16 protein-coding genes are annotated in these 22,099 nt (G+C 72.1%); 10 read left to right on the forward strand and 6 right to left on the reverse strand.

What is annotated here, in order from left to right; translation table 11 throughout:
• Positions 1 to 2: 2 nt before the first annotated feature.
• Positions 3 to 1,430 carry a phosphomannomutase/phosphoglucomutase gene (locus WMF34_RS40950; RefSeq protein ID WP_437991188.1) on the reverse strand — a complete coding sequence of 476 codons (1,428 nt, stop codon included), beginning with the start codon at positions 1,428 to 1,430 and terminating at the stop codon, positions 3 to 5.
• Between the two features lie 263 nt (positions 1,431 to 1,693).
• Here WMF34_RS40950 and WMF34_RS40955 point away from each other — a divergent pair, with 263 nt between their 5' ends.
• The 6 genes from WMF34_RS40955 to WMF34_RS40980 all read left to right on the forward strand — a co-directional run bounded on the left by WMF34_RS40955 (position 1,694) and on the right by WMF34_RS40980 (position 6,886).
• Positions 1,694 to 2,836 (forward strand): PEGA domain-containing protein, encoded by a 1,143-nt coding sequence (locus WMF34_RS40955; protein ID WP_012240667.1) that lies wholly within the window; start codon positions 1,694 to 1,696, stop codon positions 2,834 to 2,836.
• Between the two features lie 37 nt (positions 2,837 to 2,873).
• Entirely contained in the window at positions 2,874 to 3,419 is a 546-nt protein-coding gene (gene rsmD / locus WMF34_RS40960) for a 16S rRNA (guanine(966)-N(2))-methyltransferase RsmD (protein WP_437991189.1), read from the forward strand.
• Between the two features lie 312 nt (positions 3,420 to 3,731).
• Positions 3,732 to 4,274 carry an AgmX/PglI C-terminal domain-containing protein gene (locus tag WMF34_RS40965; protein WP_157907267.1) on the forward strand — a complete coding sequence of 181 codons (543 nt, stop codon included), beginning with the start codon at positions 3,732 to 3,734 and terminating at the stop codon, positions 4,272 to 4,274.
• A 10-nt stretch (positions 4,275 to 4,284) separates the two neighbouring features.
• The gene (locus WMF34_RS40970) at positions 4,285 to 4,704 is read left to right on the forward strand and encodes a hypothetical protein (RefSeq protein WP_012240670.1); all 420 of its coding nucleotides are present in this window, start codon (positions 4,285 to 4,287) and stop codon (positions 4,702 to 4,704) included.
• Between the two features lie 21 nt (positions 4,705 to 4,725).
• Positions 4,726 to 5,604: a tRNA pseudouridine(38-40) synthase TruA gene (truA, locus tag WMF34_RS40975; RefSeq protein WP_231864515.1), complete on the forward strand. Its 879-nt coding sequence runs from the start codon at positions 4,726 to 4,728 to the stop codon at positions 5,602 to 5,604.
• Between the two features lie 79 nt (positions 5,605 to 5,683).
• The gene (locus WMF34_RS40980; RefSeq protein WP_012240672.1) at positions 5,684 to 6,886 is read left to right on the forward strand and encodes an exo-beta-N-acetylmuramidase NamZ family protein; all 1,203 of its coding nucleotides are present in this window, start codon (positions 5,684 to 5,686) and stop codon (positions 6,884 to 6,886) included.
• A gap of 16 nt (positions 6,887 to 6,902) precedes the next feature.
• Here the strand turns inward: WMF34_RS40980 and WMF34_RS40985 are convergent, their stop codons facing one another.
• Positions 6,903 to 7,289: an SPW repeat protein gene (locus WMF34_RS40985; protein ID WP_012240673.1), complete on the reverse strand. Its 387-nt coding sequence runs from the start codon at positions 7,287 to 7,289 to the stop codon at positions 6,903 to 6,905.
• Positions 7,290 to 7,731: 442 nt separating this feature from the next.
• Complete coding sequence (locus WMF34_RS40990; RefSeq protein WP_012240674.1) at positions 7,732 to 8,280, reverse strand: HD domain-containing protein; 549 nt, start codon at positions 8,278 to 8,280, stop codon at positions 7,732 to 7,734.
• An 822-nt stretch (positions 8,281 to 9,102) separates the two neighbouring features.
• Between WMF34_RS40990 and WMF34_RS40995 the strand changes: the two genes are divergently transcribed.
• Positions 9,103 to 10,935: an OmpA family protein gene (locus tag WMF34_RS40995; RefSeq protein ID WP_437991190.1), complete on the forward strand. Its 1,833-nt coding sequence runs from the start codon at positions 9,103 to 9,105 to the stop codon at positions 10,933 to 10,935.
• Positions 10,932 to 12,662 carry a DUF3344 domain-containing protein gene (locus WMF34_RS41000; protein ID WP_012240676.1) on the forward strand — a complete coding sequence of 577 codons (1,731 nt, stop codon included), beginning with the start codon at positions 10,932 to 10,934 and terminating at the stop codon, positions 12,660 to 12,662. The genes WMF34_RS40995 and WMF34_RS41000 overlap by 4 nt, the downstream gene beginning before the upstream one ends.
• Before the next feature lie 15 nt (positions 12,663 to 12,677).
• Here WMF34_RS41000 and WMF34_RS41005 read toward each other — a convergent pair whose 3' ends face one another.
• From WMF34_RS41005 to WMF34_RS41015, 3 genes are all read right to left on the reverse strand, one after another.
• Positions 12,678 to 13,676, reverse strand: coding sequence for an Rpn family recombination-promoting nuclease/putative transposase (locus WMF34_RS41005; protein ID WP_437991191.1), 999 nt, complete (start codon positions 13,674 to 13,676; stop codon positions 12,678 to 12,680).
• Positions 13,677 to 14,400: 724 nt separating this feature from the next.
• Positions 14,401 to 16,383, reverse strand: coding sequence for a zinc-ribbon domain-containing protein (locus tag WMF34_RS41010; RefSeq protein WP_437991192.1), 1,983 nt, complete (start codon positions 16,381 to 16,383; stop codon positions 14,401 to 14,403).
• Positions 16,384 to 16,595: 212 nt separating this feature from the next.
• Positions 16,596 to 18,029, reverse strand: a complete 1,434-nt coding sequence (locus WMF34_RS41015) for a hypothetical protein (protein WP_437991193.1) — start codon at positions 18,027 to 18,029, stop codon at positions 16,596 to 16,598.
• A gap of 819 nt (positions 18,030 to 18,848) precedes the next feature.
• On the opposite strand from WMF34_RS41015, the gene WMF34_RS41020 reads away from it, so the two are divergent.
• Both WMF34_RS41020 and WMF34_RS41025 read left to right on the forward strand, forming a co-directional pair.
• Positions 18,849 to 21,170, forward strand: coding sequence for an SdrD B-like domain-containing protein (locus tag WMF34_RS41020; RefSeq protein ID WP_012240680.1), 2,322 nt, complete (start codon positions 18,849 to 18,851; stop codon positions 21,168 to 21,170).
• 441 nt (positions 21,171 to 21,611) lie between these two features.
• Positions 21,612 to 22,082, forward strand: coding sequence for a response regulator (locus WMF34_RS41025; protein ID WP_437991194.1), 471 nt, complete (start codon positions 21,612 to 21,614; stop codon positions 22,080 to 22,082).
• Positions 22,083 to 22,099: the final 17 nt, after the last annotated feature.

Consider the following 22,099-nt stretch of genomic DNA (forward strand, 5'->3'; position numbering starts at 1 on the left):
GGTCACGGGAGCGGGGCGGCGCCGACGGCGTCGCGGACGGCGGCGGTGACGACGGCCTCGACCTCGGCGCGGGCCGCGTCGCGGTCCGCGACGGACCGCCCCTCGAACCGCAGCACCAGGATCGGGCCGGTGTTGGAGGCGCGGCAGAGGCCCCAGGCCCCGCCGCCGAAGTCGATGCGCGCGCCGTCGATGTCCACGACCGGACGGGCGCGGCGGAAGTGCTCGGTCACGCGGCGGACGACCGCGAACTTCACGGCGTCGGGGCAGTCGACGCGGATCTCGGGGGTGGCGAAGGTCTCCGGCACGTCGGCGAGCAGCTCGCCGAGGGGCCGCCGCGCCCGGGCGACGATCTCGAGCAGGCGGACCGTCGCGTAGATCGCGTCGTCGAACCCGAACCACCGATCGGCGAAGAACATGTGCCCGCTCATCTCGCCGGCGAGCAGGGCGCCCTCCTCTTTCATCTTGGTCTTGATGAGCGAGTGGCCCGTCTTCCAGAGGATGGGGCGCCCGCCGCGCGCGGCGATGTCGGCGTAGAGCGTCTCGGAGCACTTCACCTCCCCGAGCACGGCCGAGCCGGGGCGCTCCGCGAGGAGCGAGCGCGCGAAAAGGAGCAGCAGCTTGTCCCCCCAGAGCACCTCGCCGCGCTCGTCGACAACGCCGATCCGATCGCCGTCGCCGTCCCACGCGACGCCGAGCGCGGCGCCGGTCGCGAGCACGCGGGCGCGGAGCGCCTCGAGGTTCTCGGGCACGGTCGGGTCCGGGTGGTGGTTCGGGAAGAGGCCGTCGATGTCGCAGAAGAGCGCGTCCGGCGCGAAGCCGAGCGCCTCGAGCGTCCGGACGCCGAGCGGGCCGGCCGCGCCGTTGCCGGCGTCGATCACGAAGCGGACGTCGGTGCCGGACAGGCGGGCCGCGGCGCGCACCGCCGCGATGTAGTCCTCCGCGAGATCGACCTCGGTGAGCGCGCCCCGCCCCGCCGCGGCGCTCCGGCCGTCGGCGCCCCCCTGCTCGATGAGGTCGGCGAGCGCCTGGATGTCCGCGCCGAAGAACGAGGCCTTGCCGCGCATGAGCTTGAACCCGTTGTCCGGCGCCGGGTTGTGGCTCGCCGTGATCATGATCGCGCCGTCGGCGTGGAGGTGGTGCGCCGCGAAGTAGAGCAGCGGCGTCGGCCCGACCCCCGCCGAGATGACGTCGGCGCCGCCCGCGAGCAGGCCGTCCGTGAGGGCGGAGAACAGCCGGTCGCTCGAGAGGCGGCCGTCCCGGCAGACCGCCACCTCCGGCCGAGCCCGGCGAGGAGGCGCCCCCGCGGCGAGCTCGCGGCCGAGGCGCAGGGCGAACGCGGCGCCGAGCTCGCGCGCCAGCTCGCTCGTGAGGTCGCGCTCGGCGGCGCCGCGGATGTCGTACTCGCGGAAGATGTGTCGGGGGACCTTCATGGACCAGGCAGAGGAGCGCGCGGCGCCCGCGCCTACGACGCTCTGACACGGCGCAATCGTGGGCGAAACGAAAAACGCCGCCCGCGCAGCGTGGGCTCGCCGGCTCGTCGTCGCGCTCGCCGCCGCCTCGCCGCGCCGTCACCGCGATCGCGCCGCCTCGCCTCGCCGTCACCGCGATCGCGCCGCCGCGCCGCCTCGCCGGCTCACGGATTGCCTTCCTGGCCGCCGGGCGGGTAACTTGGGCGCGTGGAGCCCAGGACCACATGATGACGCGCGCCCAGAGGACCGGTCTCGCTGCCGTGGTGGCCCTCCTCGCCTGCAGCAACGCCGCCCTTGCGGCGGAGCCGTCGCCCACCGCCCTACCGATCACCGTCGTCGTCCTCCGGACAGACGACGCCTACGACCAGGCCGGCGCGCTGACCCAGGCGCTCCGCTCCGCCATCAAGGAGGCCCCGGGGTGGTCGGTCCGCGAGGAGGATTTCTCGCTCGAGGTCCTGACGCTCTCCCTCCAGTGCGACGATCGTCCGGACGCGGGCTGCCAGGCCCGCATCGCCGATCAGATCAAGAGCGACCGCTACATCTGGGGCATGCTCCGCAAGAGCGACACCGAGGTCGAGGGCGAGCTGCACCTCTGGACCCGCGGCAAGCCCGAATCGAGCGTGCCGGTGAAGTACAGCGCGAACCTCACCGAGGCCAACGACGAGCCGCTCCGCAAGATCGCCGCGGAGGCGATCGCGAAGCTGACCGGCGGGCCGCCGAGCGGGGCTCTCCGCGTGAGGACGGGCGCCGCGCAGGCGAGCGTCTTCATCGACGGAAAGCCCGCCGGCAACGTGCACAACGGCGAGGCGACCTTCACGGTCGCCGCCGGGCCGCACGACGTGCGCGTGAAGTCAGCCGGCTTCCTCGACTCCCAGGCGTCGGTCGTCGTCCTGCCCGTCGCCACGACGGACGTCGCGCTCAGCCAGATGCCAGCCGAATCGACGCGGACCAACTGGAAGCGCATGGGCGGGTTCATCGGCCTCGGCGCGGGGGCGGTGTTCGGCTCCGTCGCCGTCATCAGCTCCGTCCAGGTCGCGAGCATCCAGAGCGACGCGCGGTACGTGGCCTATCGAGGGCTGTTCACGGAGAACGTCGAGGACGTCTGCGCGCTCGAGAACCGCAGGGCCATCCAGGACGACTTCACCGCCGACGCGAAGACGGCCCGCAAGGGCATCGAGCTCTGCGAGAGGGCCGACACGTTCATGGCGCTCCAGTACGTCTTCTACCCGCTGGCGGTGGCGTCCGCGGGCGTCGGCGCGTACCTGCTCGTGACGAGCGACGGCCAGACCGCGGAGCGCGCCGGCTGGAGCGTGCAGCCCAGCGTCGGCCTCGGCGGCGGCGGCGTCGACCTGACGTACCGCTGGTGAGCGCTGCCTCGCTGCCCGCGATGACGGGGGGACGACCGTGCGGGTGATCGCCGGCCGGCTCGGCGGCCGGAGGCTCGCCGCGCCGCGCGGCGAGGGCACGCGGCCGACGGCCGACCGCGTGCGCGAGGCGCTCTTCTCCTCGCTCGGCGACGTCACCGGCGCGCTCGTCTGCGACCTGTACGCCGGCACCGGCGCGCTCGGCATCGAGGCGCTCTCGCGCGGCGCGCGGCGCGCGGTCTTCGTCGAGAGCGGCCGCCCCGCGCTCTCCGTGCTCCGCGAGAACCTCGCCGCGCTCGGCCTCGACGAGGCGGCGCGGGTCGTCCCGCTCCCCGTCGAGCGCGCGCTCGAGCTGCTCCGCGACGAGGGCCCCTTCGACCTCGCTTTGCTCGATCCGCCCTACGCCGTCTTGGCCAAGGCCGCCGCCGCGGCCGCGCGCCTCGCCGGCCCGCTCGGCTTGCTCGCCCCGGAGGGGCGCCTCGTCCTCGAGCACGCGCGCCGCGATCCCTCCCCGGAGATCGCCGGGCTCACCTGCGCCGCGAGCCGCGCCTACGGTGACACCGCGGTGTCGTTCTACACGCGCTGAGCCGCCTGCGCGCGCCAGCCACGCGCACTGAGCCGCCTGCGCGCGCCAGCCACGCGCGAGCAGCCCACCGCGCGGCGCTGTCGTGTTCATCCGGGGCGCATCCAGTTTCCTGGCGCGCTTCCCTGCCCGCCCTTGTAGACTCGCCCCCGCCGGACGCGCCCGCGTCTCGGCTCCGGCGCACGACGGTCCCGCCGACGCGGCCGGACCTCGCGCGTCTCTCCGGGAGGACTTCTCAACGTGTCCGCATCGATGCCTCCGTCGTCCCAGCAGATCCCGGGAAAATCCGGCGGCCCTGGGCCTTACATCGCAGGAATGGTCGTCCTTGCTGCGCTCATGGCGGGCCTGCTCTACTGGAAGCTCCGCCCGGAGCCGGCCGCGCCGCCTGCCGCGCCGACCGTCGCTGTCCCCGCCGAGACGAAGCCCGCGGAGCCTCCGCCGCTGTTCGCGCCCCCGCCGCCGCCGCCCGTCGAGGAGGTCGAGGACGCCGGCGTGGACGCCGGCAAGGTCGCGTCGGGGCAGGGCCCGGCCACCACCGGCAAGTCGCCTTGCTCCGGCAAGTGCGGCGACGGCGCGACCTCGCCCGAGCTCGACTCCGCCGTCCTGGGGCTCGCTCGCTCGGCGCAGGGTTGTTATAACCGCGCGCTGCGCACCTCGGAGGTCTCCGGCAAGCTGACGGTGAGCGTGCAGGTCGCCTCCAACGGCGCGGTGTGCAGCGCCTCGATCCTCAACGACACGGTGGGCTCGGGCGAGATTGCGTCTTGCGTCCTGGGACGTTTCCGCGGCAAATCACTGCCTCCGCCGCAGAGCGGATGCGTCGTGGTGAACGTTCCGATCAACTTCACCATCAAGCAATAGGAAGCAGCCGATGCGAACGCTCCCCCCCCGGATGGCCAGCTTGCTCCTCCTCGCGCTCGCGCTCGCGCCGCTCGCCGTGCAGAGCGCCGCGTGCCACGTCGATGAAGGAACCACGGCGCTCTGTGACAACAACCTCAACGCCGACCAGGGAATCGAGAACGATCCGGCCGGTTGCTATCAGCTCCCGTCCTGCGTGGTGAATGGCCAGCTGGCGGCCCCGGAGGAGTGCTGCAAGAACGCGGAGGGCCTCGTCAACCTGGAGTGCGTCAAGGGGTATGCGTCGCGGACCTCCTCGGCCAGCACGGGCGGCGACGGTGGCTCGGACGGCGATGGGGGAAGCGGCGGCTCGGACGGCGACGGGGGAAGCGGCGGCTCGGGTGGAGCGGGCGGCTCGGGCGGCGCGGGCGGCGCCGGGGGGAGCGGCGGCTAGGCCGCGCGCGTCGATCGCGCCGTGGCGAGGAGCGCCGCTTCGAGCCGGGGGATCCTGCTCTCGGTCGCCTACGATGGGCGCCCGTTCGCGGGCTTCGCTCGCCAGCGCGACCAGCGCACGGTCTCGGGAGAGCTGCTCGGCGCGCTGCGCGTCATCGACCCCGGCATCCGCGAGATCCGCGGCGCGAGCCGCACCGACGCGGGCGTCCACGCGCGCGACCAGCGGGTCGCCTTCGACACGACGGCGCCGCTGCCGCCGCGCGGCTGGGTCCTCGCGACGGCGCGCCACCTCCCGGACGAGATCGTGATCCGGCGCGCGGCCGTGGTGCGCCTCGGCTTCTCGCCGCGCTTCGAGAGCCTCCGCAAGCGCTACCGCTACCTGATCCTCCGGGATCTGGTCCGCGACCCGTTCCTCAGCCGTCGCGCCTGGCGGGTCGAGGGCATCACGGACGAGGCGATCGAGCGGGCGCGCGCCGAGGCGCTCGCGGCGAAGGGCACCCACGACTTCGCCGCGTTCCGGACGAGCGCGGACGAGCGGACGACCACCGTGCGGACGCTGTACGGCGTCGAGCTGTCGCTCGATCCCGCGGACCCGCGCGTCGTGCGGATCGACGTCGAGGGGAACGCGTTCCTGCACAACATGGTGCGCATCCTGGTCGGCACCTTGATGGACGTGGCGCGCGGCCACCTCGCGCCCGGCGCGATCGCGCGCGCGCTCTCGTCGCTGGACCGGCGCGACGCAGGGATCACGGCGCCGCCGGACGGGCTCTACCTCGAGCGCATCCACCTGCGCGACGACGGGCAGGAGGCCTGGCCGGCGGGGCCTTCCGACGGAGGCTCGGCGGACGACGCCGCACCGGTGGACCTCGGCGCGCCGGCGGAGCGCGCCCCCGAGGAGTGACGCCGCCCGTCGCCGCGCGTCACACAGAATCCACCGCGGACACATGGACGGCCCGCGCTCGCCTTGGTAGCACAGCGACGTGCACGTCGGACTGGACCGCCTCCCGGATCTTCCGCAGCTCCAGCGCCTCCGTTCGACTCGCCTGGGGGTCCTTGCGCACCCGGCGAGCGTCGATCGCGAGCTGACCCACATCGCCTTCGTCCTCGAGCGCCTCGGCGTGCGCCCGCGCCTCTTCTTCGGCCCGGAGCACGGCTATGGCGGCGAGGCGCAGGACATGGCGACGGTGATGAGCAGCGTCGACGCGCGCTCCGGCGCGGGCATCGTCAGCCTGTACGGCGACAGCTTCGAGGATCTCTCGCCTTCCGCGGCGGATCTCGCGCAGATCGACGTGCTCCTCATCGATCTCGCCGACGTCGGCGCGCGGTACTACACGTTCGTCTGGACGGCGCTCCTCGCGCTGCGGGCGGCCCACGCGGCGGGCGTGCACGTCGTGCTGCTCGACCGGCCGAACCCCCTCGGGGGCGCGGCGGAGAGCGTCGAGGGCGCGACGCAGGCGCCGGGGTTCCTGTCGTTCGTCGGCCTGGAGCCGGTGCCCATCCGCCACTCGCTCACGGTGGGCGAGCTGGTCGCGCTCTTCGCGCGGCGCGAGGGCATCCCGCTCGGCGACGTCGCCTGCGGGCTGCAGGTCGTGGCGGTCGAGGGTCATCGCCGGGAGGCGCTCGCGTCCGGGTGGGATCGCCCGTTCGTCTTGCCGTCGCCCAACATGCCGACGGCGGACACCGCGCTCGTCTACCCGGGCGGCTGCCTGCTGGAGGGGACGAACCTGTCGGAGGGCCGCGGCACGACGCGCCCGTTCGAGATCGTGGGCGCCCCCTGGCTCGACGGCCGCGATCTCGCCGCGCGCCTCGCGTCCACGGCGCTGCCGGGCTTCGTCGCGCGGCCGCTCACCTTCCGGCCCACCTTCCAGAAGCACGCGGGCAAGATCTGCGGCGGCGTCCAGATCCACGTCACCGATCCGCGCGCCTTCCGCCCGGTCGCGACGTACGTCGCGCTCATCGCGTTCGCCTGCAGGCAGCAGCCCGAGCAGTTCCGCTTCCGCACCGAGCGGTACGAGTACGTCGACACGATCCCGGCCTTCGATCTGCTCACCGGCTCCGCTGCCGCGCGCCTCGCCATCGCGGCCGGCGAGGATCCGCTGGCGATCGCCATGGACGTGTCGCGCGCGGATCCGGCCTGGCCCGAGGTGATGCGGGAGGCGCAGGCAGCCGTCTCCGCCTGCTGAGCGCCGCCCGCGCGGCTCAGCGATCGTAGCGGTCGTACGGCTCCTGCCGGGAGGCGGCGCCGGTCGAGTACCTCGTGCCGAGGGCGACGAGCACGATGGCGAGCCCGGTGACCACGAAGAAGGTCCGCGCCGGGAGCTCGGCGGAGAACCCGAACAGCCAGGGCGACGCGAGGAGCGCGGCGGCGAGGGAGGTCTCCAGCGCGCCGTGCACCGAAAACGGGATCATCCTGGCGGCGCCGAGCGGCTGATCGGACAGCAGCGTCACGACGAGCTGCGCCACGGCGGCGACGTAGCAGACCGCCGTGGGCACCGGATCGAGGCGGAGCGCGAGCGGCGCGAGCGCGAGCAGGACGACGACCGCGTAATCGACGTATCCATGGTGGCGGGGAGATAGAAGCTTCATCGGTGCCTCCTTGGAGGAGCTCCCCTCACCCGGTGCATCGCATGTGCCGGTGAGCGGCTGTCGGCGCGCGCGCCCCGGCCGCTCCGGAACGCAGCGCCGGCCAGGATCAGCGTGGTTGTCGCTCGCCCGGGACGGGCAGGAGGGGTGCTCGTCGTGCTCACACGGAGGGAGCGGAGGGCGCGAGTGGACCCGATCCGGCACGGAGCGGGGCAGGGTGGCTCACCGGAGCTCTGGACCCTTCACGCTTGCTCTCGCCGCTCGCGCAGCCTCGAGAAGGCCTCTCCGGGGTCCAGCGCGCGTCGCCGTCACCTCGCGCACGTTCGAGACACACGGTGTCTCCGAGGCCTGGGTCTTCAGGATCTCCTGGCCGCGGGCGGAGCTCCGCTCGCCGCCGAGCCCGTGGCCCCGGAGCGCGTCGCCGAGCCCCCCGCGGATCCGGCGCTCAGCCCGTCGACAGCAGCTCGTCGAGCACGGCCCCGTACTCGTCGAGCAGCGGGTGCGGCGGCAGGCCGCGGCACATCGCGCGCAGCTCTTCGAACCTCGCGATCTGCATGTCCCTGCCGCGCTTGAACATCGACCACGGATCGCCGTGCTCGCGCGCGCAGACGATGATCGACTGGAAGTTGTCTATCTTGTCAGCCAGCGTGATCGCCTGCGCGTCCCAGGGCTTCTTCGGGAACGCCTCGAGATAGAGCCGCTTGCGGTCTTCCCAGGGCAGCGCCCTGTCCTGCTCGGTCACGTGGCGGACGAGCGTGGCGACGCGATCGCCGAAGCGCTGGCTCAGCTCGTCGAACGTGACGCCCTGGTCCTCCATGGCGTCGTGCAGCGCGCCGGCCGCGACGACCTCCTCGTCGAAGCCGTGGCGCGCGAGCAGGACCGCCACGCCGGCGAGGTGGCTGATGTAGGGGACGTCGGCGTTCGGATACTTGCGCTTCTGGGCTCGATGCCAGACCGCCGCCTGGTCGAGCGCGCGCTTGAGGAGGGTGCCCATCGCGATGTCCCGCCAACCATAGCCGCTCGGCGTCCAGAGCGCCCCCTGTCCCGTCCAGCAGGTCCTCCGTCCGGATCGGAGCCCGCGGCCTTCGAGGCTCGCCCTTGAAAGCCGCGGCGGTTCGAGCGCCCCGCGTGCCATGCGCTCGGTGAGCGGCGTGCGCCGAGCGTGCTCGCTGCGCGCCGGGCAGGCGCCACGAGGGGCGCGCCGGGCAGGCGCCACGAGGGGCGCGCCGGGCAGGCGCCACGAGGGGCGCGCCGGGCGAGGTGTGCGGCGCGCCGCCGCACCGCCGGCGATCCCGCGCCGCCGGCCCGAGCGCCCGCCTCGCGCCGGCGCGACGGGGCGCCGGAGCGGTCGCGCCGCCGCGCTGGCCGTTCGAGGGTGGCTGGAGCGACCGACCCTGGAGTCGGACCGCATCGCGCCGGGGCCGCCGCGACGACAGCGGCTCTCCCGGCCCTCTCTGCGGCTCGACGGTCCCTCTCGTTCAGTCGTCCGGCGCGCAGCGCGGGATATCCGCTCTTCGACGAGGTCGACTTCGCCCGCGCGGCACAGCCCGCTCGCGGCGGCGTCGCTGCGATGAAGCGCGCGCCGCCTGCGCGCGATCGCCTCTCGTTCGTTCAGCGGATCGGGGAATGCGCTGGGGGTGGCGCGGAATACTCGGGGAATGGTCCGGGGAATGGTCCGGGGAGGTACGCGCAAGTCCTACGAACATGCGGACGACGTCGCTCGTTGCTCAAGACTCCGCACTTGCCGACCTGTATACTCATCCGCGACAGCGTCTTATATCGTCATGCGAAACCCGCCGATGCAGGGTGCCACCTCATGAGACTTTGGCCTCTCCGTTCGCTTGCCGCCGCGCTGGCCGCCCTCGTCGTCGTCCCTCTCCTTCCCGCGCCCGCGCACGGGCAGGACGCGCCGGTCAACCCCGGAGGCATGGCCCTGAGCCGCTTCGTGCCGGCGCCGGCCGGGGACCGCATGTTCAGCGTGCCGTCGCCGTTCGTGGCAGGGCACCTCACACCGCATGTGATGCTGCTCGCCGATTACGCGAGCAACCCGCTCGTCCTGCGCCGCGAGCGCGACGGCGCGGAGATCGGCGCGGTCGTCAGCGATCAGCTCACGTTCCACCTCGGCGCGTCGCTCCCGCTCTGGAACAAGCTGAGCGTCGACCTCGATGCGCCGCTCACCGCGCTGCAGTCCGGCGACAGCCCGAGCGGCGGCGGCCAGCAGTTCCCCTCGCCGAGCGGCGCGGCGCTCGGCGACGTGCGGCTCGGCGCGCGCCTGCAGCTCCATGGCGCGTACCATGACCCGTTCCAGCTCGCCGTCGGCGCCTACGTCTGGTTGCCGACCGGCGCGGACGACTCGTTCGTGAGCGACGGGAGCGTCCGGGCGATGCCGTACGTCGCGGCCGGCGGCCGCATGGATCGGCTCGTCTGGTCGACCGCGCTGGGCACCGAGGTCCGGCGCTCCCAGTCGTTCGGCGGCGTGGCGCAGGGGACGATGCTCACGCTGGGCGGCGGCGTCGGGTTCCTCGCGATGGACGGCCGGCTCCAGGTGGGGCCGGAGCTCAGCGCCGCGATGGTGCTCGAGGACATCAGCAGTCGCTCGACCAACGCGGAGCTCCTCCTCGACGCGAGGTATCGATTCCTGCCCTTCATGGAGGCGGGCATCGGCGTCGGGCCGGGGATCACCTCGGGCATCGGGACGCCGGACGTGCGCGCCGTCGCGATGGCCGCCTTCACGCCGGAGCAGCCGACCGATCAGGACAGGGACGGCATCGGCGACCTCGAGGACGCGTGCCCGAGCGTGCCGGGCGTGCGCAGCGGCGACCCGAAGAAGAACGGCTGCCCGCCGCCGCCGGACCGCGACGCCGACGGCATCGTCGACGCCGAGGACGCCTGCCCCGCCGTCGCCGGCGTGCGCAGCGACGACCCGAAGAAGAACGGCTGCCCGCCGCCGCCGGACCGCGACGCCGACGGCATCGTCGACGCCGAGGACGCCTGCCCCGCCGTCGCCGGCGTGCGCAGCGACGACCCGAAGAAGAACGGCTGCCCGCCGGACCGGGACGACGACGGCGTGGCCGACGCCGAGGACGCGTGCCCCGACGTCAAGGGGGTCCGCTCGAAGGATCCGGCGAAGAACGGCTGCCCGCGCGACACCGACGGCGACTCGTTCCGCGACGACGTGGACGCCTGCCCGAGGGAGAAGGGCTTCGCGGATCCGGATCCGGAGAAGAACGGCTGCCCGAAGGCGGTCCGCGTGACCGAGAAGCACGTGGTGATCCTCCAGCAGGTGCAGTTCGACACGGACAAGGCCACCATCAAGCCGGTGAGCGATCCGCTGCTCGACGAGGTCGCCGAGGTGCTGAAGGAGCACCCGGAGATCGTGCTCATCGAGATCCAGGGTCACACCGACAACCGGGGCACGGTGGAGCACAACAGGATCCTGTCGCAGAACCGCGCCAACTCCGTCATGGCCGCGCTGGTCCGCCGCGGCATCGATTCGACGCGGCTGACGGCCCAGGGCTACGGCCGGGAGCAGCCCATCGACGACAACGCGACGGAAGCCGGGAGGCAGCGGAACCGGCGAGTCCAGTTCAACATCATCAAAAAGGCCGCGTACAAGCCGCAGGCTGATGAGACCGGAGAGGATCGATGAGAAAGCAGTTGAGCATCACGGGGCTCGCGTCCCTCACGCTGATCGGGCTCACGACCGCCAGCGCGACGGCCGAGCCCAAGCTGCGCATACAGGTCGATCAGCAGGGCGACTTCGCTCTCATCGGGAGCTCGATCGGGCAGGAGTGCCGCTCCGCGACGCCGAGGCCCACGGAGGGCACGATGGGCGCATGCGGCCAGTCGACCGTCGAGTCGGGGCCCGATCTCTTCTGGAGGTCCGACTCGCCTGCTGACGGCATGGCGGAGGCGAACCTCGATATCACCCCGGAGATGGCGCGCACGACCGCGGTGCTGACGCTGCCCGACGGGGCGACGGTGACGCACGCGTTCCTGTACTGGGCCGCGCGCAACACCGCCGGCGCCGATCTGGAGGTGGAGCTCCACCACGCGGGCGGCTACGACGGCACCGTGACCGCCATCGACTCGGTCGAGACGGTGATCAACCAGGGGAAACCCAACGAGTCGCACAACTACCAGTCGGTCGCCGACATCACCTCGATCGTGAAGGAGAGCGGCGCCGGGGCTTACCGGGTGGGCGGCGTGGACGTCGTCGACGTGAGGGACAGCGACGACGACGTTGTCTTCGTGGCGTGGTGGATGGTGGTGTTTTACGAGGCGCCGAGATCGCCGATGCGCAACCTCGCGCTGTTCGACGGGCTCGACCGGGTCTCCGACGTGGGGTGGCAGCAGGTCGAGCTCTCGGGCTTCAAGGTGCCCGACGCCGGCTTCGTGGCGAAGCTGGGCATCGTCGCGTTCGAGGGCGACAACTCGAACACCGGTGACAGCGTGTTCTTCAACCCCAAGAACCCGGGGAAGCCCGATCTGGCCGAGGCGCTGAGCGACGAGCTGAACCCCGCCGACAACTTCTTCAACAGCACCCGTTCGGCGCTCGGAAAGGCGGTGTCGGTGGAGGGCGATCTCCCGAGGATCCCGGGAACGCCTCAGAGCATGTCGGGGGTCGACATCGACATCGTGGATGTCAGCGCGAAGCTCAAGCCGGGGGACGATCGGGCCACGCTCGTCGCCACGAGCAAGGACGAGCTCTATTTCCTCGCGGGGTGGGTGACGTCGATCTCCAACTATGGGCCTGATTTCAGCAAATCGAGCAAGGTGGCCACGGATCTCGGCGGGCTGCCGACCTACCGCGGGGACACCGTCGAATACCGCATCACGGCGACGAACACGGGCAATGACGAGGCCGTGGGCGCGGTGCTGACGGACGCGCTGCCTGCCGGGGTGACGTTCGTCCCTGGCTCGCTGTCGATCGTCGATGGGCCGAACGCTGGTCCCCAGACGGACGCGCCTGGTGACGACCTCGGGCAGTACGATCCCGCGACGCGGACCGTCACGTTCTGGCTCGGGGATGGGGCGGACGGCGCGAAGGGCGGGAGCATCCCTGTCGACGGCAGCGTGACGGTGCGCTTCGAGGTGACGGTCGACGCGGACGCGCCGGACCTCATCAAGAACCAGGCGAAGATCGCCGCGGCGGGCGCGTTCGGCGCGCCGGTCAGCGACGATCCGACGGACGGCAACGGCGACGCCCCGGGCGCGCCGCCGACCGAGGTCGCCGTGGAGCCGGAGTCTTTCTACGCGGCCGGCAGCGGCATGCTCGGCCCCTGCGCGGCCAGCCCGCGAGGCCGGGATGGGAGCGCCGGCTGGCTCGCGGGGCTCGCGCTGGCGGGTCTGCTCTGCCGGCGGCGCAGGGGGTAGACGATCACCGCCGCGTCAGCGCTCAGCCAAGGCGTCGTCGAGCGTGGGCGCGGTGAGCACACGCTCGGTCCAGCCTTCGATCTGCGCGGCGTCGGCGGCGCGGATGCGCGCCTCGATCGGCTCCGGCAGCTCGCCGAAGCGCAGCCGGAGCAGCTTCAGCAACGTGCTCCGCTGCCCCTCGAGCCGGCCCTCCCGCTCGCCTGCGAGCCGGCCCTCCCGGCGCCCCTCTTCGCGAAGGTAATCTGCGATGGTCACGATCTCCTCCTCGGCATCCGGTCCCGCCGCCACGAGCAGCCTCGACAGCAGCTTGTCGGGCTCGCGCGGGTCGGCGATGCTCAAGATATACCGCCACACGCGCACGAGCGCAGCCCCTCCGTGAGGCGCCCGACGCACCTCCCGGACCACGTCGCGCCACGCCGACAGGCGCTCCACCAGATCCTCGGGATCGCGCGCATGCCGGAAGCACCACAGCACCAGCCGCCCCAGCGCCGTCATCGCCCGCGCGCGCAGCGCCTCGTCCGTCTCCTGGCTGATGTCGTCCAGCACGAACCGGAACTGCGGCACATGCTCGGCCATCAGCCTCAGCGTTTCCGGTGGCACGTCCAGCAGATCCTGGAACGAAACCGCCGCGCTCCAGCCACCCTCGCTGTGATGCAGCACCACCGGCAGGATCGCCGGGAGGAGCGTGGCCCTCGGGTGGCGCTCCAGGTAACCCTGCCAGATCCGCACCATGTATGTGAGCAGCCGAAACGCCATCAGCGGATGCGTCGTGCTCTGGTGCTCGAAGAGCACGTAGACGAACAGCGGCGCTCGCTCCAGCCTGGCGGTGAAGAGCAGATCGCTATGGCTCGCGGCGAGCGCCTCATCGATGAAGCTGCCAGGTTGCAACGCCAGCGACGCGAAGTCGATGCGGGCCGCCAGGGCGGCAGGCAGCGCCTGGCGCAGCGCCCCAGCCGCGTGCTCCGGCTGTCCAAACGTGGACTTGAACAGAGCGTCATGAGGGGTAGGCGTCATCGTTCACCACCGCTGCCGGCGCGCACCTTGGCTGCGAGCTCGCCGAGCTCACACATCTCCCGCTGGTCACGGCGGCGCGCCGTCTCTGAGACCGATTCGCTAGCAAGTCGCAGACAGATTGGCCATGAAAAAGAAATTTATTTCTGGATACGATTCATGAGATGACATCGAGCGGTGTCGCCCAATTACGACAATACAAGCCATCTCGTCTCAAGATCGTCCCTCACACGCGCCCGTGCTGCTGGCGCAACCTGGCTCGGTTGCCTCAGGACAACGTTGCCGTCCCGCAGGCCAACAAGGAGAAGTGGGTGTCATCGAGTGCCCCCGAAGGCGCCGCGCACAGGCGACGTGGCGCCACCCATGAATTACGGGGATATCTGCCGAGTGATTTGGGATTGCGCTGAACAGGCGCTTTGCTCGCCATGCCCGGGGACCGTCCCCCTGGACGGCACCGTGGCTGCCCGCCCGAGCCGCTCTGCCCTGGTCACGAGCACCGCCATGTCGTCTCTTCTTCCCCGATGAGACGGGAGCTCCGGGCGCGCATCGGAGGCCGTACCGCGCCGCTGGCAGAGACCTTGGAGCGCGCGTCAGGAGCCTCCCGGCGCGCAACGCAGGCTCTTCGCGCGACAGGAGCGCCCCCGCTGCCGCGGGCGCTCGCGCCTGAAGAAAGCCCTCCAACACGCCGCGAGGGCCTCTCGCGGGAGCGCCCGCGCTCGGGCCGCGATCAGTTGATGGTGAAGGACTTGCTGACGGCGACCGAGCCCCCGCCGAAGGCAGGCACCCGCGCGCTGCGGAACAGCCTGGCGACGCAGGCGCCGACGCTGGTCCCGGCGAACGGCGCCCCCTGGACTTCAGCCGACGTGACGCTGCCGCTCGGCGCGAAGGTGACCTTGACCCTGCCGGTCCCGGTCGGTCCGCCGGCCTTCTTGCAGCTCTTGGCGGAGCCAGCGGCCGCGCCGAGCGCCGAGCTCGCGGCGCCACGGTTGAACTCGGCGCCTCCGGACGCCGCCGGCTCCGGCTTCGAGGCCGCCGGCCTCTCCGCCGCGGCGGCGGGCGCGGACGCCGGCTTCTCCGCAGCGGGCGTCGCCGCGGCGGGCGTCGCGGCCGCGGGCGTCGCGGCCGCGGGCGTCGCAGCGCTCGGGGCCTCGGCGCTGGCGGTGGGCTCCGCGGACGGCGCCGCCGTCTCCGCCGTGGACGGCGTTGCGGCCGCAGCGGTCTCGGCAGGCGTCGGCGCCGGCGCCGCCGTCTCCGCAGGGGTCGGCACCTCGGCGGGGGCGGTGTTCGCCTGCTCCGGCGTGGCCGTCGACGCCTCCGGCGCCGGCGACTGCATGAAGAAGAAGGCGACGCCGCCGATCAGCACGACCGCGGCGATCGCGGCCGCGATCAGACCCGTGCGGCCCTTCTTGGTCGAGGCCTCCGGCGCCGTGAGCGGAGAGAGCGACGAGAGCGACGCCGGCGGCACCGACGCCTTGGACGGAAGCGACATCGAGGGAGGCGGCCGCGAGTCCGTCACCGGCGCCAGCAACGGCGGCGGCGCGAGCATCGGCGCGGAGGCGATGGGGCCGCCGCCGAGGTTCAGCAGGTCGTCATAGCCGGCTCGACCGTTGTTCTTCGAGGGGCGGTTCGAGGGACGCCGGCCCGACGGGAGCTCGTCTTCTTCCTTCTGCTTGGCCGCCGCCGCGTTCTCGGTCGCGGTGAGCGCCGAGAGCGAGAAGAGGACCGAGTTCTCGTTGCGCTCGCCCACCTGGCGATCGAGGCCCGGCGGCGGGGCGGACCCGGGTTCCTCGGCGCGCTCCGCGGCGCTGAAGACGTCGACCGCGGCCCCCCGGGCCGCGCGACGCGCAGCCGACGGCGCCGGTGCGCCGCCCGGGGCCGGCGCCGCGGCCGCTGGGCTCGCCGGCGCCGCGGCCGCTGGGCTCGCCGGCGCCGCGGCCGCTGGGCTCGCCGGCGCCGCAGCTTCCGGGGCCTTCGCCGCGACGGCTGCAGGCGCCGGGGTCGCGGCCCCCGCTTGGTTCAGGGCGCGCCGCGAGTCCTTCATGACCACGGTCCCCTCGGGCCCGAACCTGAGCCCAGCAGGCGCCGGAGCCGTGGGGACCGGCGCAGCGGCAGCGGCAGGCGCCGGAGCGGCGGCCGGCGCAGAGACCGCTGCGGGCGGAGCCGCCGCTGCGGCCGCCGGTGCCGCTGCAGCAGGGACGGCCGCGGCAGCGGGCATGGGCGTCGCGATCGCGGGCGCCGCCGCGGCAGCGGGCGCCGCCGCGGCGACGGCTGCCGCGGGCGCGGGCGCCGCGTCTTCCTGCGAGGAGAATCGCTCCTTGAGCTCCGGGACGCTGGCGATCGGCAGCCAGTCGCCCATCCCGTCCTTCCACACGTACGTGTCGTTGCTCAGGCCTCCGCGCGCGTACTCGGCCACGAGCTCGGCGGTCGTCATGGTCCGCTCGTCGCCCTCGGCGACGTTGACGGTCCACGTGTCGGGCGCCGCCGCGGGCGCGCCGCCCACGTCGGCCACGAGCTTCGCCTCGGCGTCATCCGACAGGTCGCCCTGCTGCTCCACGGTCGCGTCCTGCGGTGCGGCCGGGGCAGCCTCATTCGCGCCGTGGACCACCATGGAGTGGTTGCACTTCTTGCATTTGATCTTGACCGTCTTGCCGGCGACTTTCTCGTCGGCAATCGTGTACTTGGCCTGGCACGACTCACACGTAATCTTCATGCGACTGTCGCCCTTCCCGTTCCGGCATGCGGGCATGGGTTCAACGACCACACACGCGCACGATCACGCGGCCCGGTCGGTCGACGCAGAATAGCGGGACGGCGCGAGGCCGATCAAGGCGGCGACTTCTTTTATGATCGCCGCCGGCGCAGCGCCGCGCGATGACGCAGCGCGCGTCCACGTCCTCGCGCAGCGCGCGCAGTGTGGCGCGATCAATTGAGCAGCAGCAGCTGCGTGCCGTCCTTCCCGCAGAACATCGCCTCGCTCGGATAGCGGTCGCCGCAGGTAGGGCAGATCTTTCCACGAGCCCGCAGCGTCGGCCGGACCGGCCCAGCGGCTGGCCCTGCGGCGCCCGCGAGCGAGGCCCCCGAGGGCGCCGGCGCGCCCTCGGCGCCTGCGCTGTCGCGCTCGCCGGCGGCGCCGGCCGTGGAGGCCGGGCCTTCCACCTCGCCTCCTGTCCGCCGGCGGCCTCGGCGGAGCAGGATCAACCCGGCAAATCCGAGGCAGGCCGCGACCCCGCCCACGATGGCCACGAACAGGTTCTTGCGCTGGCGTCCCAGATCCTCGCCCGAGGTCGTGCGCCCGCCGATGGTGCCGGCCGCGATCACCACGACGGCGGCCTGCTCGCTCTCGCCGGCCTCGTTGAGCCCGCTCGCCGCGAGGAGCGCGTCGTAACGATCGGGGCTCGTCACCTCGATCGCGACGGTCACCCCCTTGCCGGCGACGGACGCGACGAGGCCGAGCGCCCCCTCGCCCGCGCCCGCGCCGAGCGAGAGGGCGCCTGTCGCGTCGACCGTCGCGGCGGACGCGAGCGGCCCCGGCGCGATCGACCACGTGGGCCTCGTCGGGAGCGCGCACCCCTCCGCATCCATGACCAGCGCGCGGAACTGAAAGCGCTCGCCCGGCCGCATGAGCTTGCGCGACGGCGTGACCTCGAGGCGCGCCGGCTCGCCGGGGGCGTCGCAGGTCCGCGAGGCCGCGGGCTTCTTCTCGGCTGCGGCGGGCGCCGCGGGCGGAGCGCTCACGACCGGCGGCGGAGCGCTCGCCACCGGCGGCGGGGCGCTCGCCGCGGGGGGCGCTTCGCCGTCGCGCCGGACGAGCGTGTAGGTCCGCGTCCTCGTGACGGACGCGCTGCAGGTCGTGTCCTGGATGATGAACTGGTACTGCCCCGTCTCCACCATGTTGATGCTGGCGTCGGTCGCCTGGGTCGTGGTGGTGACCACGGCGCGGCGGGGATCGCTGGCCGGCGTCGTGCAGCGGGTCTGCCAGGAGCGCGCGTTGCCAGACGCCGAGTGCTTGCTCCGCGCGAGCCCGGGCATCTGCTCCCAGCACTCGGCGGTGCTCCACGACCGTCCGGCGCCCGAGATCGAGAGCTCCGAGCCGTGCTGCTGGATCTGCACGGCGCCGCCCGGGGCGCCCTGCGGGCGAGGCCTGGGCCCGCACGCCTGCCCCCAGGCGGAGATCGACCACTGTTCCGTGAGGGCGCTCGCGGTCCAGGACCCGCTCAGCGTCGGCGGGTCCTGCGCGGCGCCCGCGCGAGGGATGGCGACGGCGAGGGCAACGTACGCGAGCGACGCGAGCGACGCGAGCGACGCGAGTCGAAGCGCGTGGGTCAGGGCCGACGAGGCGAGCAGCGGGCGTCGCACAGGCGAACCGTAGCAGCGCCCGCGCGCGGGCGGCAGCCGGCAGGCCCGGAGCGCCGCCCGCGCGTTCAGCCACGGCGTCCCGCGCCCGACCATCGACCGACCACCGCGCCCAGGGCGGCGGGGCCCCGGCGGGCGTGAGCGACGAGCGACGCGTGACACGCAACCGCCGGGGGCCACCCTCACCAGCGCCCGAGAGCACCCGAGACCGAGAGCCGTACAAAAATGCTCACGCCGCGAAAAGGATCTAGACAGGCAAAATAAAGATTCGTTACATTGAAAAATGGTCCCGTGCGCATTCTGCATCAAATCTCGTCAGGCACTCCCGCGTACCTGATCCGATCCTGCTCGTCCCTCGCCCCCTGCGGAGGGTCGGAGAGGACTGCTGAGCGTCGCCGCACGCCGCCGCACGCCCTCAGCGGACCGCGAGCTGCGCACCGACCGTCGAGCTGGCGAGTGATCTGGCCATCGAGCTCGACGCGCCAGACTGCGCTCGTCTTCGCAGACCGCGAGCAGCCCAAAAGCGTCACCGCACGACCCAAAATTGTCACCGCGCAACTCGACACTTTTCTCGCACCTACCGCCAAAAAGATCTGGACATCTCCACCTCTGAGTTGCTAGCTTACACACTGTTACCTTGCGCATCCGCTCTCCGATCGAAGCACAAGCACCCGCGTACTTGATCCGATCCTGATCAGCCCGCGGGGCTCATTCCGACCGGAGCCCGCGAAACCGACCTTGCCTGACCCGTGTGTCATGGCGCCTGCTATCCGGATGACGCTCCAGCAATGGTTCACCCGTGAGGACCTCGAGGAGCTACCAATGAAGCAGTTCGCACTCGCATCTTCTGTCGCGCTCGCCACGCTGTTCATCACCGCCACCAGCCTCGCCAACACGACCGCTCCGTCTCCCACGTGCACCGTGATCAAGCGGGGTGTCCTCGGCGACGTCTACAACGCGGAGATCTGGAGCCTCGCCCCGAGCTACCATGTCCCGACCCCGTTCGAGGTCAACACCGGGTACTCCAGCTCGGTCGGAGAGAAGCGCGCACTATTCCGCTTCGATCTCAGCCCCATCCCCGCCGGCTCTCTCGTCACGTCGGCCACGTTCTACGCCCAGACGTACACGAGCACCGCGCAGACCGTGTACGTCCACCAGGTGCTCGCCCCCTGGAGCGAGGAGCTCGTCACGTGGAACAACTTCGGCGGAATGGACCCCGCCGCGTTCACCTCGTTCGTGCCCAACGTCACCGGGTGGAGCTCGGTCGATCTCACCGGGATCGTGCAGGACTGGGTGAACGGGACGGCGCCGAGCCACGGGATCCTCCTCGAGGAGGGCGCCAGCGGCAAGACGTCGTACAAGGGCAGCGCCCACACCGATGAGTCTTACCGGCCTCTCCTCGAGGTCTGTTACACGGCGCCGAAGGGCTCGATCGGCGACAAGGTGTGGTTCGACGCCAACGCGGACGGCATCGAGGACCCCGAAGAGCTCGGCATCTCCGGCGTCGTCGTCGACCTCTTCGGCGACGCGAACTGCGACGGCGTCGCCGACGGCGCCCTGCTCCAGACGGCCGTGACCGGCGCGAACGGCGTCTACCGCTTCACCGAGCTCGAGGCGGGCTGTTACGTCGTCGACGTCGACGACACGACGCTCCCGCTCGGCCATGTCCTGACCAGCGACGACGAGCCGCTCGGCGTGTCCCTCGACGCGGGTGAGAACGTGGCCAACGCCGACTTCGGCTACGTGACGTACTCGTCGATCGGCGACACGGTGTGGCTCGACAGCGACGCCGACGGGCTCTACGAGCCGGAGACCGGCGAGCTCGGCGTCAACGGCGTCCGTGTCGAGCTGTTCCAGGGGGCACAGCTCATCGACTTCACGATCACCGGCACGAGCCCTTACACCGGCCAGCCCGGCTTCTACCTCTTCGACACGCTCCCGGCGGGCACCTACTCGGTGGTCGTCACGCCAGACAACTTCATGGCGAGCGGTCCGCTCGCTGGACAGGAGCCGACGGCCGACCCCGACGGCGGGCTCGACAACGTGGGCGTTGTCTCGCTCGGCTGGGCACAGGACCTGCTCGACGCGGACTTCGGTTACCAGCTCTCCTGCGGCAACGGCGTCTGCGGCGGTGACGAGAGCTGTTCCAGCTGCGCCGTCGATTGCGGCACCTGCCCGCCGGTCTGCGGCAATGGCACCTGCGAGGCCGGCGAGGACTGCGGGAGCTGCAGCGCCGATTGCGACGTCTGCCCGCCGGTCTGCGGCGACGGCACCTGCGACGCCAGCGAGAGCTGCAGCACCTGCGCGGACGACTGCGGCGCCTGCCCGCCGGTCTGCGGCAACGGCACCTGCGAGGCCGGCGAGGACTGCGGCACCTGCTCGGACGACTGCGGCGCCTGCCCCGCGGTCTGCGGCAACAACGTCTGCGAGAACGGCGAGGACTGCTCGAACTGCACCGGCGACTGCGGCGCTTGCCCCGCGGTCTGCGGCAACGGCGTCATCGAGCCCGGCGAGAACTGCCTCGAGTGCCCGAGCGACGTCGGCGTCTGCCCGCCGGTCTGCGGCAGCGGCGTCTGCGAGGCCGGTGAGACCTGCTCGAGCTGCGCCGCCGACTGCGGCGCCTGCCCGCCGGTCTGCGGCGACGGGGTCTGCAAGGCGGGCGTCGAGAACTGCTCGAGCTGCGCGGCCGACTGCGGCGTCTGCAAGTGCTCCTCCCCCGGCACCGGCTCCCCCGGCTACTGGAAGAACCACGCGAGCGCCTGGAAGATCACGAAGCTGACCATCGGCGGCAAGACCTATACGAAGTCGCAGCTCCTCGACATCATCAGCCGCCCCACCAAGGGTGACGTCACTTACATCATCGCGAAGCACCTCATCGTCGCCAAGCTCAACGTCGGTATCGGCAACCGGTCGAGCTGCATCGAGGACACCATCGCCAAGGCCGACGCCTGGCTCAAGAAGTACCCGCTCGGCAGCAACGTGAAGGACAACTGCAGCAGGAACGCGCCGTGGGTGACCGGCAAGCCCCTGTCCGAGATGCTCGACAAGTACAACAACGGCTATCTCTGCGCCCCCCACCGCGACGACCTTGACTGCGAGGACAACCGCAACGATCGCGACCATCACCGCGGCTGCGGCCGCTGAGACGTAGACGCGAGCGCCCCCGGGCCAGCGCCCGCTCCAAGCGACCAGCCTGGAGAGCCGCCGTGGCTGGCCCAGCCCCTCCCCGCCTCCCCCTCCCCTCCCTCCGCCGTCGCTCTCCTCACCCCTAGCAGGGGGGCCGCCTCGTACTCGGGACGGAACGTCCCTCGACGCCCGCAGGCCCCCCGCACACCCCCGCATGGGCGTGTTCTGCCCCTCCCGCGACAAATTGCCCCTGCCGCCCCGAACGGGGGCCCCTGCAGGCGCCGCCTACGCCTCGAACAGCGCCCCGCCAAGGAGCGGGGTCGAGCCCGTCGAGGCCGCTCCACCGCAAGATAGGACAGCATGGCACGGGCGCTGCAAATCCTGCGGGGCTGAGCTCCGAGGACCGCGTAAACGGTCCAATGACGCAGCGTTGGCGGGCCAGAAGAAGGAGAAGTTGCCATGAACCTGACGGAAAGCTGGATTGGCGATAAGCCCTTGGTCCCGCCTTGCGGCTTGTTCGGCAAAGGTCAGCATATCGTCCTGGCTGAAGACGACGACGATTTCCGGTCCACGATCGCCATGGCGCTCCGCAGCGACGGGTTCGAGGTGTCCGAGGCGCGCAACGGCCTCGAGCTGCTCGACAAGGTGGCGCCCTGCCTCGGTGGGAACGAGCCGCCGAAGCCGATCGACGCGATCGTCAGCGATATCCAGATGCCCTGCTTCTCAGGGATGGAGATCCTGGAGGGCCTCGCCGAGGTGAGGCGGCGGCCGCCGGTCATCCTGATCACGGCGTTCGGCCACCCGCACCTCCACGCGACAGCGCGCAGCCTGGGCGCCTCGGCCGTCTTCGAGAAGCCGTTCGATCTGGACGATCTCCGCAGCGTGCTGTTCAACCTGAAGGACGCGCCCGGCTTCGAGGGCGGTTACTGACGAGAGCTGACGAGGGC

This window comes from Sorangium sp. So ce145 (assembly GCF_051525985.1).
In the GTDB taxonomy this organism is placed as follows: domain Bacteria; phylum Myxococcota_A; class Polyangia; order Polyangiales; family Polyangiaceae; genus Sorangium; species Sorangium cellulosum_B.

Bases quoted from the DNA above. Each gene is read 5' to 3' on its own strand.
- WMF34_RS40965 (WP_157907267.1), top strand. From the start codon at position 3,732: ATGGTCGTCCTTGCTGCGCTCATGGCGGGCCTGCTCTACTGGAAGCTC.
- WMF34_RS40995 (WP_437991190.1), top strand. From the start codon at position 9,103: ATGAGACTTTGGCCTCTCCGTTCGCTTGCCGCCGCGCTGGCCGCCCTC.
- WMF34_RS41005 (WP_437991191.1), bottom strand. From the start codon at position 13,676: ATGACGCCTACCCCTCATGACGCTCTGTTCAAGTCCACGTTTGGACAG.
- WMF34_RS41020 (WP_012240680.1), top strand. From the start codon at position 18,849: ATGAAGCAGTTCGCACTCGCATCTTCTGTCGCGCTCGCCACGCTGTTC.
- WMF34_RS41000 (WP_012240676.1), top strand. From the start codon at position 10,932: ATGAGAAAGCAGTTGAGCATCACGGGGCTCGCGTCCCTCACGCTGATC.
- WMF34_RS41025 (WP_437991194.1), top strand. From the start codon at position 21,612: ATGAACCTGACGGAAAGCTGGATTGGCGATAAGCCCTTGGTCCCGCCT.
- WMF34_RS40970 (WP_012240670.1), top strand. From the start codon at position 4,285: ATGCGAACGCTCCCCCCCCGGATGGCCAGCTTGCTCCTCCTCGCGCTC.
- WMF34_RS40950 (WP_437991188.1), bottom strand. From the start codon at position 1,430: ATGAAGGTCCCCCGACACATCTTCCGCGAGTACGACATCCGCGGCGCC.
- WMF34_RS40985 (WP_012240673.1), bottom strand. From the start codon at position 7,289: ATGAAGCTTCTATCTCCCCGCCACCATGGATACGTCGATTACGCGGTC.
- WMF34_RS40990 (WP_012240674.1), bottom strand. From the start codon at position 8,280: ATGGGCACCCTCCTCAAGCGCGCGCTCGACCAGGCGGCGGTCTGGCAT.
- WMF34_RS40955 (WP_012240667.1), top strand. From the start codon at position 1,694: ATGATGACGCGCGCCCAGAGGACCGGTCTCGCTGCCGTGGTGGCCCTC.
- WMF34_RS41010 (WP_437991192.1), bottom strand. From the start codon at position 16,383: ATGAAGATTACGTGTGAGTCGTGCCAGGCCAAGTACACGATTGCCGAC.